This window comes from Paenarthrobacter nicotinovorans (assembly GCF_021919345.1).
Classification (GTDB): domain Bacteria; phylum Actinomycetota; class Actinomycetes; order Actinomycetales; family Micrococcaceae; genus Arthrobacter; species Arthrobacter nicotinovorans.
In genome coordinates, this window is the sequence record NZ_CP089293.1 from 268,620 (window position 1) to 286,235 (window position 17,616).

General features: G+C 64.0%; 21 protein-coding genes. 16 read left to right on the plus strand and 5 right to left on the minus strand.

Features of this window, described 5'->3' with window-relative positions:
- Window positions 1–74 precede the first annotated feature (74 nt).
- The 13 genes from JMY29_RS01310 to JMY29_RS01370 all read left to right on the plus strand — a co-directional run bounded on the left by JMY29_RS01310 (window position 75) and on the right by JMY29_RS01370 (window position 11,306).
- Window positions 75–221: a hypothetical protein gene (locus JMY29_RS01310; RefSeq protein ID WP_018778973.1), complete on the plus strand. Its 147-nt coding sequence runs from the start codon at window positions 75–77 to the stop codon at window positions 219–221.
- 53 nt (window positions 222–274) lie between these two features.
- A complete protein-coding gene (locus tag JMY29_RS01315; RefSeq protein WP_018778972.1) occupies window positions 275–451 on the plus strand; it encodes a hypothetical protein in 177 nt (58 codons plus the stop codon).
- A gap of 91 nt (window positions 452–542) precedes the next feature.
- A complete protein-coding gene (locus JMY29_RS01320; RefSeq protein ID WP_018778971.1) occupies window positions 543–734 on the plus strand; it encodes a hypothetical protein in 192 nt (63 codons plus the stop codon).
- Window positions 735–763: 29 nt separating this feature from the next.
- Window positions 764–1,495, plus strand: a complete 732-nt coding sequence (locus tag JMY29_RS01325; protein WP_162239614.1) for an ABC transporter ATP-binding protein — start codon at window positions 764–766, stop codon at window positions 1,493–1,495.
- Complete coding sequence (locus JMY29_RS01330; protein WP_018778969.1) at window positions 1,492–2,229, plus strand: hypothetical protein; 738 nt, start codon at window positions 1,492–1,494, stop codon at window positions 2,227–2,229. Before JMY29_RS01325 ends, JMY29_RS01330 begins: the two co-directional genes overlap by 4 nt.
- Window positions 2,226–3,845, plus strand: a complete 1,620-nt coding sequence (mpaP, locus tag JMY29_RS01335) for a daptide biosynthesis intramembrane metalloprotease (protein ID WP_189076396.1) — start codon at window positions 2,226–2,228, stop codon at window positions 3,843–3,845. The genes JMY29_RS01330 and mpaP overlap by 4 nt, the downstream gene beginning before the upstream one ends.
- On the plus strand, window positions 3,842–4,939 hold the full coding sequence (locus JMY29_RS01340; protein WP_018778967.1) for a glycosyltransferase family 2 protein: 1,098 nt from the start codon (window positions 3,842–3,844) through the stop codon (window positions 4,937–4,939). The genes mpaP and JMY29_RS01340 overlap by 4 nt, the downstream gene beginning before the upstream one ends.
- On the plus strand, window positions 4,932–6,020 hold the full coding sequence (locus tag JMY29_RS01345) for a hypothetical protein (protein ID WP_018778966.1): 1,089 nt from the start codon (window positions 4,932–4,934) through the stop codon (window positions 6,018–6,020). Before JMY29_RS01340 ends, JMY29_RS01345 begins: the two co-directional genes overlap by 8 nt.
- Entirely contained in the window at window positions 6,017–6,793 is a 777-nt protein-coding gene (locus tag JMY29_RS01350) for a class I SAM-dependent methyltransferase (protein WP_018778965.1), read from the plus strand. Before JMY29_RS01345 ends, JMY29_RS01350 begins: the two co-directional genes overlap by 4 nt.
- Window positions 6,786–8,033, plus strand: coding sequence for an aminotransferase class III-fold pyridoxal phosphate-dependent enzyme (locus JMY29_RS01355; RefSeq protein WP_018778964.1), 1,248 nt, complete (start codon window positions 6,786–6,788; stop codon window positions 8,031–8,033). Before JMY29_RS01350 ends, JMY29_RS01355 begins: the two co-directional genes overlap by 8 nt.
- Window positions 8,030–9,277, plus strand: coding sequence for an iron-containing alcohol dehydrogenase (locus JMY29_RS01360; protein WP_189076398.1), 1,248 nt, complete (start codon window positions 8,030–8,032; stop codon window positions 9,275–9,277). The genes JMY29_RS01355 and JMY29_RS01360 overlap by 4 nt, the downstream gene beginning before the upstream one ends.
- A complete protein-coding gene (locus JMY29_RS01365) occupies window positions 9,267–10,472 on the plus strand; it encodes a YcaO-like family protein (protein WP_018778962.1) in 1,206 nt (401 codons plus the stop codon). Before JMY29_RS01360 ends, JMY29_RS01365 begins: the two co-directional genes overlap by 11 nt.
- A gap of 54 nt (window positions 10,473–10,526) precedes the next feature.
- Entirely contained in the window at window positions 10,527–11,306 is a 780-nt protein-coding gene (locus tag JMY29_RS01370; RefSeq protein ID WP_018778961.1) for an SDR family NAD(P)-dependent oxidoreductase, read from the plus strand.
- Here the strand turns inward: JMY29_RS01370 and JMY29_RS01375 are convergent.
- Together JMY29_RS01375 and JMY29_RS01380 are read right to left on the minus strand one after the other, a co-directional pair.
- A complete protein-coding gene (locus JMY29_RS01375) occupies window positions 11,303–11,857 on the minus strand; it encodes a TOPRIM nucleotidyl transferase/hydrolase domain-containing protein (RefSeq protein WP_189076399.1) in 555 nt (184 codons plus the stop codon). The two genes, JMY29_RS01370 and JMY29_RS01375, sit on opposite strands and share 4 nt — an antisense overlap.
- A gap of 44 nt (window positions 11,858–11,901) precedes the next feature.
- The gene (locus tag JMY29_RS01380; RefSeq protein WP_229778655.1) at window positions 11,902–12,972 is read right to left on the minus strand and encodes an FUSC family protein; all 1,071 of its coding nucleotides are present in this window, start codon (window positions 12,970–12,972) and stop codon (window positions 11,902–11,904) included.
- A 122-nt stretch (window positions 12,973–13,094) separates the two neighbouring features.
- Here JMY29_RS01380 and JMY29_RS01385 point away from each other — a divergent pair, with 122 nt between their 5' ends.
- Both JMY29_RS01385 and JMY29_RS01390 read left to right on the plus strand, forming a co-directional pair.
- Window positions 13,095–13,559, plus strand: coding sequence for an SRPBCC family protein (locus tag JMY29_RS01385; protein ID WP_189076400.1), 465 nt, complete (start codon window positions 13,095–13,097; stop codon window positions 13,557–13,559).
- Window positions 13,556–14,071 carry a GNAT family N-acetyltransferase gene (locus JMY29_RS01390; RefSeq protein WP_039239309.1) on the plus strand — a complete coding sequence of 172 codons (516 nt, stop codon included), beginning with the start codon at window positions 13,556–13,558 and terminating at the stop codon, window positions 14,069–14,071. Before JMY29_RS01385 ends, JMY29_RS01390 begins: the two co-directional genes overlap by 4 nt.
- Here the strand turns inward: JMY29_RS01390 and JMY29_RS01395 are convergent, their stop codons facing one another.
- From JMY29_RS01395 to JMY29_RS01405, 3 genes are read right to left on the minus strand one after another with little or no spacing between them, the layout of a single operon-like run.
- Complete coding sequence (locus JMY29_RS01395; RefSeq protein ID WP_018778956.1) at window positions 14,072–14,491, minus strand: VOC family protein; 420 nt, start codon at window positions 14,489–14,491, stop codon at window positions 14,072–14,074.
- Window positions 14,492–14,500: 9 nt separating this feature from the next.
- Window positions 14,501–15,124, minus strand: a complete 624-nt coding sequence (locus JMY29_RS01400) for an FMN-binding negative transcriptional regulator (protein WP_189076401.1) — start codon at window positions 15,122–15,124, stop codon at window positions 14,501–14,503.
- A gap of 20 nt (window positions 15,125–15,144) precedes the next feature.
- Entirely contained in the window at window positions 15,145–16,077 is a 933-nt protein-coding gene (locus JMY29_RS01405; protein WP_189076402.1) for a DMT family transporter, read from the minus strand.
- Between JMY29_RS01405 and JMY29_RS01410 the strand changes: the two genes are divergently transcribed.
- Window positions 16,076–17,491 (plus strand): aminotransferase-like domain-containing protein, encoded by a 1,416-nt coding sequence (locus JMY29_RS01410; RefSeq protein WP_026267325.1) that lies wholly within the window; start codon window positions 16,076–16,078, stop codon window positions 17,489–17,491. The genes JMY29_RS01405 and JMY29_RS01410 overlap by 2 nt on opposite strands.
- The last annotated feature ends 125 nt before the right edge of the window (window positions 17,492–17,616 follow it).

The window sequence follows — 17,616 nt, forward strand, 5'->3', positions numbered from 1 at the left end:
ATTTTGCTAGGTTCAGTTTTGTCCAGTGAATGGATTAGTTCGACCATCTATCTCTTTGGGGGGAGGTAAAAAATATGGAGAACCAACTGGCTCAGATTGAGCAGCTTGATGAACTCGACGCACCCGGCTGGGGCGAGTGGGTTGCCGGAATCGGCGTAGGCGCAGTTGTTGGCGGCGGCCTGATTTACGGCGGAATCGCCATCGGCGTTGCGATCACCTGACACAGGAGATTGACCTTCCAGACCGTCAGACATGAAGCCTATGGGGAGGTGAAATGGAAACCACTCTTGATGTGAACAGCGAATTCAGTGCCCTCGTTGCCGGAATTGAACCCTTGGAGTCGCTTGACGCGGCTTGGAACTGGGGAGAATTCTTCGGCGGCGTGGCGATCGGAGTCGGTGCTGCAGGCGTTGTCGCCGGCGGCATCGGCATCGGCGTAGCCATCACCTAGGAAATGACAGTACTTGTGGGGGCCGGGCATTGTGATTCGGCCCCCACAGGCATTGTCCAAACATCAATCTGCAGAAAGAGTGACGACGCGAATGACTCAAAGCAAGGCATTCATCCCGCTCATCGCCGTACTTGGTGCATTGGTTGCCATCATGGGCGGTCTCACCGCGATGCTCGCGGCAACCGGAAACCAGCCAGTGCTTTTCGGCCTCACCTTGGCTATTGGCATGATCTTGCTTGTTGTGCTGGGCATCTTCATCGGACTCCTAAGAAAGCGCAGCTGACAACCATGCCAGTGGAGCCCATCGTTTCGATGACAGGCGTTGAAAAAAGGTACGGCCAAAAAACGGGAGTTTCAGGCGTCACCTTCGGCTTGGGCCGGGGTGAGTGTGTGGGGCTTCTGGGCCCCAACGGGGCGGGGAAATCCACGCTTTTGAAGATCTTGTGCGGTCTGATGCGGCCCACAGAGGGAAGCGTCCGGATCTTCAACCAGGATCCCGGGGCGGTGAAGGAGCCGGGCAAGACGCTTGGCTTTGTCTTTGACCCTGCCGGCCTCCCGCCGGACCTTACTGTCCGGGACTGCCTGACTATCGAATCGATGGCCCAAAACCTGGGACGCGGCGCCGTCGCCGCGGTTGCCGAGGACTTTGATCTGACGGAGTTCATGGGGCGGCGGGTCCGTAAGCTGTCCACAGGCCAGCGGCAGAGGGCAGCCTTGGCGGCTGCCATGATGGGTGGGCCCGATGTCCTGGTGTTGGACGAACCCATGAACGGACTCGACATCGAATCGACGCGCTGGCTTCGAATAAAAATCGAAGAACGCACCGCCCGCAACCAAACGACCCTCATTTCCAGCCACAATCTTTCGGAAGTCCGGCGGTTGGCGGACAGGGCAATTGTGGTCCGTACGACCCAACGCTATGACGGCCCTGTTCCCGAACTTGGGGATGCCGACTTGGAACGCTGGTACCTCTCCCTCGTCCATGATGGCTCGGAGAACACCCTGGACAAAGCCTCCAGTGCTGGAAAGGGTGACGCTTCGTGATACGCGCCGAAGTTTTCCGCCTGACCAGGGGATGGTCACTTCCCATCCTGCTCCTGACAGCCCTGGTGCTCAATGTCCTGGCTGCATATGGCACGTCCACGGGTTTCGATGCGGGACTCGCTGCCCCCGGTGCTTCAGAGAAGGCCACCGCGGCACTGGTGGGCCTCGGTTTCGGTGCCAGCCTCTTTTCCATGATTTTCGGGGCCATCAGCGTCACGCGTGATTTTGGCAATGCGTCCATCGGCCGGAGTGCATTCCTCTCAGGCGGCGCTGTGCGACTGCTGTCCCTGCGGGCCTTTGCCTTGGCGGTTCCCGCGATTGCCTTCGCGGTTGCAGGAACAGTTTCAGTGGTGGTGGTCGCCATGGTTGCCGTTTCCTCGAAGGGCGGCCACTTTGTCCTCGACGGCGACGGCCGCGCAACCCTGGCCGGAGTGTTCTTCACCATCATCTTCGCGGCCTACCTTGGTCATTTCATCGCCTGGCAGGGCAGGAAGTCCCTGCCCGTGGTTATCGCCCTGGTCGCGTGGACGCTGGTCTTGGAACCGAATCTGATCAACATTCTTCCTGCCGCGGGCAAGTTCCTGCCCGGCGGCGCGGGCCAAGCCATGACCCTTGATGCCTCGGCCACCTTTGACACGCTTCCAGTAGGTGCCGGTTATGCCGTCTATTTGGGATGGCTGGTGGTCCTGTTTGCCGCCGCGGGGATCCGGCTCAGACGAACGGACCTCCTGTGAGCAGCCAGTATCAGTGGCTCAGCCAGATCCGGCTCTCCGAGCAGGACGAGAGCGGGCGGATCCTCATCAGCACCGCTGCAGGTCCGGTCCTGCGTCTGCCGCAGGCCCTCGGAGAAATCGTCCGCGAAGCCCAGCAAGCATTGCCCGACGTGGATGCCCACGGTATCGCGGAACGGATACGTGCCGGCAGCGGGACGCAGAGTGGCCAGACCAAGACCGATCGTTCGCAGCTGACGGCGGCAGAAGTGCAACTGCTGCTGGACACGCTGGCAAAGAACCCGGCACTGGCCCGGCTGGACGTGTCTCCGGTCCGGCGCCTGCAGTTCCGAAAGCCATTTTCCATCCAGCTGACCCTTCTGGACCCATCGTGGCTGCTTGGCCGCATGCCCTGGACCCGGCGGATCATTCGTTCTTCCGGCTTTTGGTGGACTGTCGCCGCCCTCAACGGTGTGGGTGTGGCTGCCGTGGCCGTGCTGCTCATGGACCAGGGAAGCGCCCTTCATGACACCACGACGGTGACTGGCTACCTCTGGCTTTTGGTGGCCCTGTACCTTGCCGTCTTCATTCATGAGTTTTCCCACGCGGCGACGTTGGTCGCTTTCGGTGGCCGTTCGCACCGCGTCGGTTTCATGCTGTTCTATTTGGTTCCTGCTTTCTTCTGTGATGTAACGGATGCGTGGAACCTCAAGCCTGCTGATCGCGCCAAGGTTGCCTTGGCGGGCATCGCAGCCCAAGGAAATCTGGGTGCAATTGCCGGGGTCCTCTCCTTTGTTCTGCCCAGAGACCTTGCCACCCTTGCCGCGGCCTTTAGTGTGTTGTGTTTCCTCTACGGGCTGCTGAACCTGATCCCCTTCGTGAAGTTGGACGGGTACATCGCGTTGGTGGGATACCTCGACAAGCCAAACCTCCGGGCGAGCTGCATGGCAGAGTTCCAGGCATGGACCAGAGGCTTGATCTTCCGTCAGGGATCCCCGAGCCAGGTCCCGGCGTCCCCAAAGCGGCTGATCTTCGGATTCCTGTGCATCGTTTTCCCACTCTTGATCCTTATTGGAGTGGTGGCCGCTGCTGGAAGCTACCTGGCGTCATGGGGGAAAGTTGCAGCGTGGATCCAGTTGTTCCTGGCAGGTGGACTTGTCGTTTGGCTGCTGCTGAGGGGGATCGGCCATATGGTCGGACTGCGGAAATCCGGCATCGCCAAGGGTCCTGTAACGGTCTATGGCGCTGCACTGTTGCTTGCCGCAGTGGCACTGGTGGTCGTTGTTCCGTTCCCCAACAACGTTCGCGGCGGCCTTTACAGTGATGGTGATGGGCCCAGGTTCGTGGTCCTGGGAGGATCCGCTGGAGCAACGGGCGGGACAGTTGACCTGTTCGGGCCAGGGCTTGTGCCGGGCAGCAGGATCGGGACGGCGACAGCCGCCGGCGATCCCGAGCCGTGTACGGTTCCCCTGGCAGCAACGGTTGCCGTCAAGGAGTCGGACCTGACCCTGGACGCCCTGTGCGTCCGGCTGGACTATGCCGGCACGGCGCCCCGCACCGGCACGGCAGTATGGCAGGTCCCCGGCCAGACAATCGCCCAGTGGGTGGCCAATCTGGGAACAAGGGCGGTCGGCCCATGATCCGCCCGAGGTTTACGGTTATTTGCCCCGCCTATAACCGCTCGGCTCCGATAGCGGCAACCATTGAGAGTGTCCTGAAACAAACCAGGGGAGACTTCGAACTACTTGTTGGCTCTGATGGTTCAACAGATGATACGGACGACATCGTCGCCGGGTTCGCACGCGCCGACAGCCGTGTGAAGTTAGTGCGGCTGGCCCACACGGGCGATCCCGGGTTGGTGCGAAACCGGCTGTGCGGGCAAGCCGGCCAGGGGTACGTGGCCTACATTGACCACGACGATGTGTGGCGGGAGGACCACCTGGCGGTTCTGGGGTCGGTCTTGGACTCTGGTGCAGAGTGGGCGGCCAGCGGTGGGGATTATCGCCATGACGACGGCTCGTCAACCATTCTCGGCGGACGCAGCCTGCTGTGGCATCCGGAACTTGCCGTGGTGGATCCCTACGCGGAGCCTTCCCGTGTGGCGCACAGGATGCCTGTCCTCACGGCGGCCGGCGGCTGGCGCAGAGCAGCCAGGGGACTGGAGGACTGGGACCTTTGGTGGCGTATGAGTTCCCGAGGGGCCGGCCTTCAGCCCGTGGATGAAACGACGGCGGTTGTGTCCATTTCCGGGACGACCCGCCGGCACACCTTGGACCACCACTTGGTGGTTCCTTTGGCGGGAACTGCCAGTGCGTCAGCGGCCCGGGCCGCGGTTGAAGACTGGTCCCAGGCGAGACTGGCCGAAGTATTTGCCGCGGACTTCCTCCGCTGGGCAGGGGAGATCGACCTCGACCCGCTGGTGATGTTGCCGTTGGCGAACAACGGGTCTGGCGGCTGCCTGCCGGAGGAAACGGCAGAACGCCCGGGCCCCTCAGTTTCAACCGCGCCGCACATGGCGTTCACTGTGGGTGCATTCCCTGGTGGTCACGATGGTTGGTTGGTGGGCATCGCAGCTCCTGTTGTCAGCCGTGGTCATCGCCAGGCGATGCAACGGGTCCTGAGGACGCGGTTCCCCGAAGCGATGGGGCGCCTGGAATCCGGAGTGTCGCTCCGGTGCGGGGGCATAGGCGAGCAGATGAAGAATGCACAATCCAAGAGGGGGAATCATGAGTGAAGAGTTGTTGGCGGAGCCCGCAATGTCAGAACGCCTGCGTTTGTGGCTTGAAGGAGGACGCCCCGGCCCCGGTATCCGGGACGCATTGATGGTGGGGGACGTGGACGAGGAGCGGATGCGGCTGTTGCCGGCGTCGGGCACCTCGCTCGTGTTCGTCGAGGAATCGCAGGTTGAGACAGCCAAATCCCTGACGACGTCGACCGTCGTCGGCTATAGCGGTGAGTTCTCCACCAACGGTGGCGAAATCGGGATCGGTGACAGCTTTGTCCTCCAGCTGGAGGGGTATGCAACTGCGCCCTATGTCGCGATCTCGTGTCCCACAGTTTTCTCACTTGATGAGGATGCAGACCGCGAAGCTGCTGCAGCCGACGCCGATACTGCCTTCGCGTCCGGGGTGTTTCCACGGTTTCTCCTGACGCAGTTGGTGACGGTCCTGGACCAGCAGTTCTGGCAGAACAGCGGACGGCTGGGGACTGACCCGGCCCGCCTTTACGTGGCCGAGGGGGGATCGGAGCTGCTTTCCGGTCCGGCCGGCGGATCAGTGGAGGTATCCGGCGACAGCTGCCGGACATCCGCCCCCGTAGCCGGTGAAGACAACGCCCGGCTGCTTGCGGATAACCCTGGTATCGGGCGCTTTTTTGGCGCGGCCAAAGTCCTCCGCGCTGCGCAGAGTCGTTTCCCCGCCGGCGTCCAGGTGGCAGGGTTCGGTTTCCGGCTGGTCCAGGGAGAAACCCCGGGTGAGCGGTCTCGGCGCGACAGTGTTTACGTGCTGGTCGCTGAAGACGCGTACTACCTGACGGACCTCAGCACGGGAAAGCTCAGCAAGGTTCCCAAGGATGTGGCCGAAGTGGTGGAGTGTGTCCTGTCTGCTGCGGAGCCGAGCCAGGAACTTCAGGCGCGGCTGGGCCTGAAGCTCTCAGGCAAGGACCTTTCTCCGGCGGCACAGATCCGCCGGAGCAAAGAACTGCAGAAGCTTTTCGAGCACCTCGCCATTGCTCCTGAAACGGAGACGCCCGGAATCCCCGCGGTGGCCGTCCCGGTGAACCCTGCCCTGACCATTGTTCCGGTCATCGTCACATGAGCGGGAAGCCGGCAACGTTATACACCGGACGGGGCGCAGAGCTCTACCATGCGATTGTTCAGTCTGACAGCTCGGAGCTGCGGGAGATCATCCGCTGCCTCCGGGGCAAGGACGCGCGGGTGCTTGAACTGGCGGCAGGTTCCGGGCGGATAACCTTGGCCGTCCTGCCGTTTGTCAGATCGGTGACCGCAGTGGACAATTCGGCTGAGCTCCTGTCCATCCTGCAGGAGGAACTGGCCAAGCCGGAGCGGGTCAAGAACGCAGCAAAAGTGGACGCGGTCCTGGCCGACATCCTGCGGTTGGAGCTGACGGACCAGTTCGACGCCGTGATTCTGGGGACTACCTCCCTTTGCCTCTTTGACGCGGACCAACGCCGCTCGCTCTTGGGCGACATCCAACGATGGCTGCTTCCCGGCGGGGAGCTCCTGATTTCCCTGCGGACCCCCGAGCTGGGGGGAAGTGACTTCTACGTGCACGAGGTTTCCCCTCAGCTGGCCATCGAGGAATCTTTTGATGTCACTGCCGGGACGTTCACCTCAAAGCTGGTGGAACGGAATGACGCCGGGGAACGGGTGGCGGAGTATTCCGTGACAACCCATTTGCTGACCGAGGCTGAGTTCAGGGCGGAACTGGGTGCTGCCGGGTTTGCTGTGGCAGCAGCATTCGATGTTGGCCCGCGGAACCGCGCAGATGCCATCGGCAATTACAAACTTTTCAGGGCCCATGCTTCAGCTGCGGGTGCCGGTATCAAGGAGGGCCACACGCATGGGTAGCGGGGATTACTTCGAGTTCTACTTGCCATCGAAGGACTGGGGCAATGCGGAGGCCGTCACGGCCCGCGGTAACACCGTTACGTTCTCCGACGGCAGTGAAGCGCTCTGCGGGATCAGCGGCCTGTGGAATGCCAGCCTGGGCTACGGCAACCTGGCGGTGGCCGAAGCGATCAACCACGCGAACCTCCACGCGGCTACCCTGCCCATATTCCGCAGGGGTAGTGCTTACTCCCGCGAAGCGGCCGCGCGGCTCCTGGAATTCGCACGGCCCCATGAATACGCATCGGTCTTCTATTCAACGTCCGGCAGTTCCGCTCTTGACGCCGTGGTGAAGCTCAGCCGGCAGTTCCACGACATCGCCGGTAACCCAAAACGCCGCCGCGTGATCAGCTTTACAGGCAGTTACCACGGAGTGACCATGGGGGCTATGGCCGTGACCGGGTCTTATCTCTTCCAGGACGTCTATCAAGTGGACCAACGGCTCAACATCAAGATCCCGTACGACGATGTCAATGCCTTGGAAATCGTGATGAAGAGGTTTGGCCCGGAAGTGGCAGCAGTCATCATGGAGCCCGTTCTTGGCTCCGGAACCTTACCTGTTCCACAGGAAATCGTTGATGCTGTTTACGCTTTCCGGGAGTCCGAGGGTTTCCTTGTTGTTGCCGACGAGGTGGCTACCGGTTTCCATAGAACGGGACCGAAATTCGCCAGCCACCTTTGGCCGCAACCGGACGTGATGGTGGTGAGCAAGGCCCTGACCAACGGCACCTGTGCAGCGTCTGCGCTCCTCCTGGGGCGCCGCGTAGTGGACTCGTTCGACCAGGCCCAGCAAGTCTTCTGGCATGGTGAGACCCAAGCCGGATCGCCGCAGTCCTGTGCAGCGATTGTGGCGACACTGGATGAAATCGAGCGGTTGGACATCGAAGAGTCGGCAGCCCGTGTGGGGAAGAAGCTGGCCGAATTTGTCAGCACCCTGGAGGGATTGTCCCCACGGGTCAAGGGATTTGGCCTGGGAGCGTTCCGGGCGGTCCAGCTGTTTGATGGGGCGGGGGAACTCATCGGAACGGACAAGGTGTTCGAGCTGGTGGGCGAGTGCCGCCGGCGCGGGGCGATTGTCCAGCCTTCTCCGGGGGCACTGCAATTCGTTCCGGCCCTCAACTATCCCGACGAGGAGCTGGATGTGCTCTTCTCACGGATCCACAGCGTTGTGGAGGACTACGTGGCCGGGAAGCCGGCGTGATCCCTGCTCCCGTCAGCAGGCCTCCCACCCCATTGCAGATTGCAGGAGCGGGGTCCGCCCGCCATCTGGCTGCCGGTTTCCGCGACACCAAGTCGGTATTGGTGGTGGACCCTGCCGTGATGGGTCGGGCCGAGAGACTTTTGGCCGGAGGATTCCTGTGGCTGGAAATTGCTCCGCCGGTGGTCAGCGCAGAACATGCAGCCGGGTTCGGCCGCAGGCTTCGGGAGCACGGAGTGGAGCGTGTCCTCAGCGTTGGAGGCGGAAACACCATGGACTTCGCGAAGCTGGCGGTGTCCATGGCGGCGGATCCGTTGGTGGAATCAGTTGTGACCCGTAGCGGTGGCCCTGCCGGCGTGGTGGTCCTGCCCCGGCCGCTCAGTAGCCACATCGAAGTGTCCGCCATACCCACTACCTTTGGCACCGGGTCCGAGGTCACCTCAGGCGCCTGCTTCGAATCCGCTGGGCCGGCCGACGGTCACGGCGGATTCCGTGCCAAGAGCCTTGTCCTGCTGGAGGGACTGAAAACCTCGGCAGTCGCTTATGATCCGGAATTCCTTGAAGCGCCGCCCTGGCTCATTGCCGAAGGCCTCCTGGAACCGGCAGTCCGGCTCCTGACGTCCCTTGTTGAGGGGACCCCGGACCTGGCCTACTCCGATGCGCAGGGCAGCTGGCTCCTTGCGGAGGCAGGAGAACACTTGGCGGCCGGGCAGAAGACGGACTTCCGGTTGTCCCCGTCTGAACGAGTGGATGCTGCCCTGCTGAGCGCCGAATCGCACGCTGGTTGGTCCTTGCGCGGACGTGGCCCCGCGCCGTCGTCGCTCTGGTTTCCGGCCAACGAGCTGTCCATGGCTTTGGGTTTGCGCAAGAACCAAGCCTCCGCGCTCCTGCTGCGGCCCTGGTTGGAAGCTGTAGGCAACGGGAAGGCAGCATGGGGAAACCAGCGGAAACTGGACGAGCTCTGGCCCCTGGTTTCCGTTGGAGCCGCCGCTGCGGTGACCGCAACACTGAAGGGGCCCGACGGCGGTGCCTTGGTCGGCGGACTGGCCGGCGGAGACGGAATGCAGGTGGACGATCTGGCCGATTCCTTGGCCACCAGGACCCTTGGACGCTTCGGCCGTGGACGTCCCATGAAGCGGGCAGTGGGACATGGGGAGCTCGTGGATCTCTTTGCGGCTGCCTTGTCCCCTGCCAATTTCCAGCAAGCCGGCCTGCAGCAAACAGGGAGCGATTCATATGGCCGTTGACTATCAGCAGACACTGAATCCTGCGAACGGGCTTGCCCGCAGCGTCCGTGTGCTCCGTCCCGACGGGTCCACGAACCTGCTCTGGACCGTCGCAGTGGATATTGGTCAGGAACGACCCGATGAGGCGGACGCCGGAATCGACATGAGCTGGGTTGGCGCGGCCGGAATCCGGCGTGCGCCTACCCTTGCCCGTGCCGCCGGCGAAGCTGTTGAGCGCAGTGCTCTCATTCCCGGGACAAAACTGCCTGCCGGCGACGGATTTCCGATGGCTCCCCGCGGTGCGTCGTGGGGCGACATTTCCGTAGCGACGGATCTGCCTCTCTATACAGGAACAAGGTACAGCGGAGATGGCGCGACGGCGGCCGTTGCTGTCCCTGCGGCCGCGGTTGACTTTCCGCCGCTGCCCGGCGTGACAGACCTTTTTGACCCCGGCCCTTCCGGAACCGCAGCCGGCGTTGATCTGACCTCGGCGGCCAATTCTGCCGCGAAGGAGATCATCGAACGGAGCTCGGCGATGCTGGGTTGGGCACAACCGGAAGGAGCCCGGCGGTACGCCCTGCGTGATGAGGCGTTCGGCCGGCAGGCCCTGGACCTTGGCTCCGTGGCAGCCGCCCAGGGTGTGGAGCTGGAAGTCATCCGGCTTGAAGAGCCACACGGCCACGCGGTATGGATGGTGGTGGCCATTGACGGCGTTCAGGGGGTTGTGGGGGCGGGCCTCGGACTGGAACGGGACCCTTCCATCGGAGTACTCCGGGCCGTCCAGGAGTCGCTTCAGATCAGGTCGTTGCTCATCAATATGAAGAGTTTCGAGGGCGAAAAGGCCGTGTCCCTGCCGGTTGCGAACGAGATGGACAGAGCGCGGTATTGGGCCTCGGACGCCAGCATTGGGCGCATCCGTGGGTGGCTGGCGCGTATACCCCGGGCAGAGCGGTTTGCCGGAGCCGCGGAGCCGCCGCACGTCAAGGGAAAAAACGCCGCATGGCTGGAGAGCCTGCCGGAGCACACAGTGGTTGACCTGACGCCGCGCCTTCCGCCAGCCATCCGGGACATGGGCTGGTGTGTGGTGAAAATCTTCTGCGACACGTTGCAGCCACTGCGCATGTCCGATGCCCTGGAATGGAACGTCCTCCACCGTGGCAGCTTGTCCGGACCCGGCGGCCTGCAAGCAAACGTGCTCCCGCATCCCTTCATCTAGGAACCCTGCGTCGATCGGGGCCTGCTGGTAAGGAGCGGGGGCTAGTCTTGGGCCATGACGACTCGAGCCAATGAACTCACCGCACTTGTTACTGGAGCAACTGCCGGGCTCGGTGCCGAGTTCGCCCGTCAGCTCGCCGAGTCGGGACACCACCTGGTTTTGGTGGCAAGGGACGAGCAGCGGTTGAAGGAAAAAGCCGCGGAGCTTGAACGCGACTTCAGCATCCTGGCAGAGGTGCTGCCCGCGGACCTGACCACCGACGTCGGCGTTTCGGCTGTGGCGGACCGCCTCCGGGACGCTGCGAGGCCGGTGGATGTGCTGATCAACAACGCCGGAGTGGGGCTCTTGAAGTCGTTCGAGGACAACGAATTGGCCGAGGAACGCCGCCATTTGAGGCTGCACGTCCAAACGCCCATGGAACTGTGCCATGCCGCGCTGGAAGTGATGCTGGCCCGCGGCAAGGGCCGGATCATCAATGTGGCCAGTGTTGCCGCCTTCGCCAACCGGGGCACCTACTCCGCAGCCAAGGCATGGCAGGTGACGTTCAGCCGTTGGGCCAACACCACGTACGCCAAGTCCGGGGTGCTGGTCACCGCCGTCTGCCCGGGTTTCACCCACACCGAATTCCACGACCGCATGGGCATGGACAAATCGGTGGCCCCCCGCTTCCTGTGGCTCACCGCCGAGCGTGTGGTGCGGGAAGGGTTGGAGGACAACGCCAAGGGGAAGGGCGTTTCCATCCCCACCAAACGGTACAAAGTGGTCAGCTTCTTCGCTCGCGTTCTTCCGGCAAAGCTGACCGCCGGACCACCGCGCCGGCCGCTGGAGCCCTAACTCCCGTTCGCCAACGCGTCGACAAGCCGCGCGAGTGGATCCGGAGCTTGGCCCGCTGGCAGGGCTGCCACCAACAGGGGCGCGTAGCGGATCTTGTTCCCGCTGCGTCCACCAAAGAAACGGCGTAGTTGCGACGGAACCGGCCGTCCTCGTTGCGAAGGCTGGCGTTGGAGCAGCCGGAACGACGCCAGCTCACCCTGGGCGTCGATGACACCGAGCACGGCATCAATGCCGAGGCAGCGTATGAGTTCGTCCTCAAGATCAGCACGGCAAACCTGGAATCCGAGTTCGTACAAGGGGCCCGCGCCGAGTCCGGCCCGGCCCAGCGCGCGGGCAACGCCACGGGACTCGCCCTCGTCGCACAGCCCAAGGAGCCGGTGGTTTGCGCCGGCCGGGCCGTAAATATCGAGGTAACGGACGATGCTGGTGGCGCCTCCCATGGGGACCACCGATACATGCGCCGCGTCCAGGTCATATCCGCGACGGCGCGCGAGCATCTCGACCGCGAGCCGGTCGCTTTCGCCCTCGACCAGGACAGTCGTCGCCTGCATTGAACCAGTATGCCGCAGGCAGCTGAAGACGGGGCCCGTGGATGTCAGGCCGGGAGTGCCTTGGTGCGCGGCTTCCGCACGAACACCGCCACCGAGATTCCGACCACTGCACCTATAAACGTCTCAATGGCGCGTTCCATCACCAGCACACCCGGGTCCACCGGAGCCGCAAGCTGCGCGATCAGCAGGACTACCGGCGTGAAGAACACCATCGCCCAGCCGTAATGCCGGGCCATGAACAGCTCCGTGGGGAACTGGCAGAGCATCACCACGACAGCCAGGACCAGGGCGGAATGGCCGGGGAAGTACTGCAGTGGCGACAACGGACCAGGGAAGAGGACGACGGCGACCACCGCCAACCCGAGGAACGTCCCCACAATGCGGTGGATGCCCCGGTGGACGCGGCTTGGGAGGTCGGCACCGGCCAGCGGCACTGCGGCTGCAGCCATGGCCCAGTGCGGGTGGCCGCTGCCGCTCAGAACACCGATGGCGCCGGCCGCGCTCACCGCCAAGGAGTAGCGCGCGGCATGGACCAGGGCTGCATGGCGAAGCGCGCCCCGGAGGGCAGGGGCTTCCCGCGCAGCACCGGCCACCCAGGTGCGGCGCCTGAACCAGCCGGCGAAACCGACCACCAAGGAGAAGGCAGCCGAGGCAGCTCCGATGAGTACCGCCGTCGAGAAGGGCACGCTGGTGGGGACGGAAGCGCAGGCGCCCAACGCGAGGATGCCGAAGAACGGTCCGATCGGTTTGAGGCGGACGCGGTCCGAGTACAGGGACCCGGCACCGGCAAACAGGGTAGCCACCAGCACCAGCCACCACGAATGGATGTGGTTCACGGACAGGAAAACGCCGATCGTAAGTCCGCCCACCAGGATCAACGCGGCCTGTGCCTGGTGCTTGAGCCGGAGTTGGTGGGGCTCGTTGCGGCCGTACATCCCCGTGAGCGCACCGAAAACTGCGTACAGCATGAGGTCGGGGCGGCCGACGAGGATCAGGAAGAGCCCAGGCAGCGCAACGCTCAGGGCGACCCTCACGGCGGAAAGACGATCGTTGTTCGCCGGGCCAAGACGGTGGAGTTCGCGGGCGTGCATCAGAAGCGCGGGCACAGGGAACACCACCAATCATTCAGGGTTTGTTCTCGAAATTATCAGGGCTGTCCGTACGCCGCCATAAGCCCGGTCACAACCCGTAGTGAACCGGGGCATGCCGAACCGGGAACGTCTGGGAAGATCGAGGTATGCCTGTCGCCTTCGTTTGCCGCACCCGCTCCAGCATGTCGCCGCAGGAGCTGTTCGACCTGTCACGGAACATCGACGCCCACGTGGGTTCGATGACCAAGAGTCGTGAGAAAGCCATCGCCGGGGTGACGTCCGGGTTGATCTCGGAAGGCGAGACCGTCACCTGGCAGGCCTGGCACCTGGGAGTCCGGTTCCGCATGACCAGCCGCATCGAGCGGATGGAGGCTCCGGCGTCGTTCTCTGACGAACAGGTGAAGGGCCCCTTCAAGTACCTCCGCCACACGCATGAGTTCCGGCCCGAGGGCAGCGGGACACTGATGGTGGACACGATCGAATTCGCGGCGCCGTTCGGACCGCTGGGCCGGCTGGCGGAAAAGCTGGTCCTCGCCCGGTACATGCAGAACCTCATTGAAGAACGTAATAAATTCCTGGTGGCTCCTCCCGCGCTGGACGCACGGCAATGATCCGGCTGGCCCACTCGGACGACCTGCAGATGATGCAGGACATCGAGCGCGCCGCGGGGGAGACTTTCCGGCAGCTCGGCATGGACCAGATCGCGGACGACGAGCCTTTTCCCGTGGAAACGTTGGGCGCCTACGCGGCAGCCGGACGTGCTTGGGTGTACGTCGACGGACTCGACTATCCCGTGGCGTACTTGCTGGCCGACGTCGTCGATGGAAACGGCCACGTGGAGCAGGTCAGCGTCCACCCCGACTACGCACATCAGGGCATCGGCCACGAACTGCTGCACGCCGCGCGGATCTGGACGCGCGGCCACGGCATGCAACGGCAAACATTGAGCACGTTCCGGGATGTGCCCTGGAACGCTCCGTACTATCGTCGGCTTGGTTTTGAAGTGCTCGACGCCGGCAGCTGGGGTCCGGAGCTCACTCACCTCATGGAACACGAGGCACAGTTGGGGCTGACCCGTTGGCCGCGGGTGGCGATGTGGCGTCCTGCTGTTCCTCCGGTGTAATTATTCAGCTACGAGTTCAACCTCGTAGCTGTCGGTGTTAAGCAGGTAGGCGGCGTAGTGGTCCGGACCGCCGGCATGCGGATACTTGGACTCGAACATCTCGTACCAGCCCGCGTCCGCACCGAGCGACCGGATCCTGTCCACGTTCTCCCGCGTGCCTGCGTGAAAGGCCACGTGGTTGACCCCGGGATCGGTCCGGCGGTGGGCCGTACCCGTGATCGCATCGGTCTGTTCCACCACCACGTACGTCCCGCCGAGCTTCCAACTGCACCCGGTGGGCCACTGCTGGAACGGCTCGTAGCCGAGCTGGCCCAGGAGCCAACCCCACTCTTCCCTGGCGCGTTCAAGGAACGGCACCCAGATTTCCAGATGGTGGATCGAGCCGACAGGCCCCCGGGATTGTGCAGTTTCCTCGCGCATGCGCCGAGTCTACGAGGTCCGCGCCCGTTCCACATCCGCCGCGCTCGCCGCGTCGCCGGAGGCACGGAGCCCGGCAATCACGCCGTCAACATCCGCTGGAGGACGGTTCTGGCTGAGTTTGGTCTTCGCCTCCACCCGGGTAATCACGAGTTCGACGCCGACAATCGCCCTCAGTTGTCCGGCAATGAACCGCTCGGGTGCTTCATCCACCGTCCACGGCCGGGGCATGCCGGCCTCGTGCTGCCCGGAGAGGCGACGGACATGCCGGCCCAGCCATTCGGCGTCGTCATGAACAACAAGCTCACCGTAGACATGCGCTGTGGAGTAGTTCCAGGTTGGCACCACACGGCCGTGCTCGGCTTTCGACGCGTACCACGAGGGCGAAATGTACGCGTCCGCGCCTTGGACGATCATCAGGGCTTCACCGGTAACGGGGGAGGACCATTGGGTGTTGTTCCGGGCCATGTGGGCCTGCAGCGCCCCGTGCTCACCGACCGCCGGTTCGTACACGAAGGGCAGGAGGGTGGCGAGCAGCCCGTGCGGCGTCATGGTGACAAGGTTGGCGGCCCCGCCGTGGTTGAGCAGATTGGCCATGGCCTCATCGGATGCCGCGAAATGCGCTGGGGTGTACATGTTTCTTCCTTTCAGTGCGTTCAGGATTTCGACGGCGGGTTGAGCCTTACGCGGACAGCGGCTCCTGCGCAGAGGATCACCGCCAGTCCGCCCACAACGGTGGTCCACGTCATCGGCTCACCCAGCAACAGCCCGGCCCACGCGATGCTCATGACGGGTTGGACCAGTTGGATCTGGCTGACCTGGGCCATGGGACCGATCGCGAGTCCGTGGTACCAGGCGAAGAAGCCCAGGAACATGCTCACGACCCCCAGGTAGGCGAAACACAACCACTGGACGGGTGACGCGGCCGGCATTCCGGAACCCAGCGAGACCAGTGTCAGCAAAATCATGACGGGGGAGGCCACCACCAATGCCCAGGAGATGGTCTGCCAGGCGCCCAGTTCACGGGCCAGCAGTCCGCCCTCCGCGTAGCCGATGGCTGCAGCCAGGACAGCACCGAGCAGCAGGAGATCAGCCCAGTGCAGGGAGCCGAATCCGCCGGATTGGACCAGGGCGAAAACCAGGGCGGCCACGACACCTACTGCCGTGAGGATCCAGAACAATGGACGGGGGCGTTCCCTGCCGCGGATCACCGCTATCGTGGCGGTGGCGGCGGGCAGTAGCGCGATCACGACAGCACCGTGGCTTGCAGAGGTGCTGGTGAGGGCGAAGGTCGTCAGCAAGGGGAAACCTGCCACGATCCCGCCCGCTACTACGGCCAAGCGGAACCATTGACGGCCGCGGGGGAAGCGTTGACGGGTCAGGCCCAGTGCCAGCGCGGCAAGGAGGGCCGCAACCACTGCCCTTCCGGCTCCGATGAAGAGAGGAGACATGCCCTCTACAGCCACGCGGGTCAGCGGGACCGTGAAGGAAAATGCCAGGACGCCGAGGAGCCCCCACCAGATGCCGGTCGAGGTCTTGGTGGATATCACTGGCCGCGAAAGTGTAGTAGCGCTACTATTGTGACTCATGAACAACGATAGCAGTTCCCGGATCGTCTCGCGAGTAAAAGAGTGGATCGCCGGAGCCGCTCCGGGAGCAAAACTGCCATCTACCAGGCAACTCGTCGCGGAGTACCAGGCGAGCCCCGTAACGGTGCAAAAAGCGCTGCGAACCCTCACTGCGCAAGGCCTGATCGAGAGCCGGCCGGGCGTGGGGACGTTCGTTCGCGCCTACCGCACGGCCAGGCCCTCCGACTACGGCTGGCAGACAGCCGCCCTGCGATCGGCCCAAACCGCCAGGCCATTGAACTCCGCCGCCATGCGCAGCGCCTCCAACGACGTCATCGCTTTCCATTCCGGCTATCCTGCTCGGGAACTCCTCCCGGAGCGGCAGGTCCGCGCCGCGCTGACCCGCGCAGCCCGGGGCGATGCCGCGTTGTCGCGGCCCCCGGCGCAGGGTTTTCCGGAACTCCAATCCTGGTTCGCGCAGGAGCTCAGTACCTCAACGCCGGTGGGCGTCACGCCTCCCCAGCCGAGCGACGTCGTCATTCTTCCCGGGAGCCAAAGCGGACTGAGCTCGATTTTCCGCGGCCTGGTGGGCCATGGGCAGCCGCTGCTGGTGGAGTCGCCAAGCTACTGGGGAGCGCTGCTTGCCGCCGGGCAGGCGGGCGTGAACGTCATTCCTGTCCCCAGCGGCCCGGAGGGGCCGGACCCGGACGAACTGGACAGGGCGTTCGAGGAATCCGGGGCGAGGCTCTTCTATGCGCAGCCCAACTTCGCCAATCCCACGGGCGCTCAGTGGTCCGCGGAGCGCGGCGAGGAAGTGCTGCGGATCGTGCAGCGCCACGGGGCCTTCCTTGTGGAGGACGACTGGGCCCACGATTTTGGCATCACGGCGCCGTCGGTGCCCGTCGCGGCAAAGGACGACTCCGGGCACGTCGTCTACATCCGCTCCCTGACCAAAAGCGTCTCGCCATCCATCCGGGTGGCTGCGATCATCGCCCGAGGCCCCGCCCGTGAACGGATCATGGGCGCCCAGGCTGCCGAGTCGATGTACGTCAGCGGGCTGCTGCAGGCGGCAGCGCTCGACGTCGTCACTCAGCCCGCGTGGCAAACGCACCTTCGCGGACTCAGTCATCAGCTGCAGTCGCGGCGCGACCTCCTGGTCACCAGCCTCCGCGAGCACGTACCGCAGGCGCACCTGAGCCACCTTCCCAAGGGCGGTTTGAACCTGTGGCTGCGGATGCCGGACGGGTTCGACGTCGAGCAGCTCACCAAGGATTGCGAAGCGGCCGGTGTCCTGATTGCGGCCGGGACCGAGTGGTTCCCGGCAGAACCGGAAGGCCCCTACATCCGGCTCAACTACGCCGGTCCGAATCCCGGTCGATTCCCTGAGGGGGCGCGGATTATCGGCGAGGCAGTGGCTGCGCAATCCGGGCTTTAACAGCCGCAGCCACCAACCTCAAGGAGAGCGCCTTGGGGCTGGTGGCTGCGGTGGGCGGCAGCTGCCGCGAACTATCCGTGACGCTTGGAGTGAGCGTCGCTATGCAGAAGTTGCAGGCAAAGGGG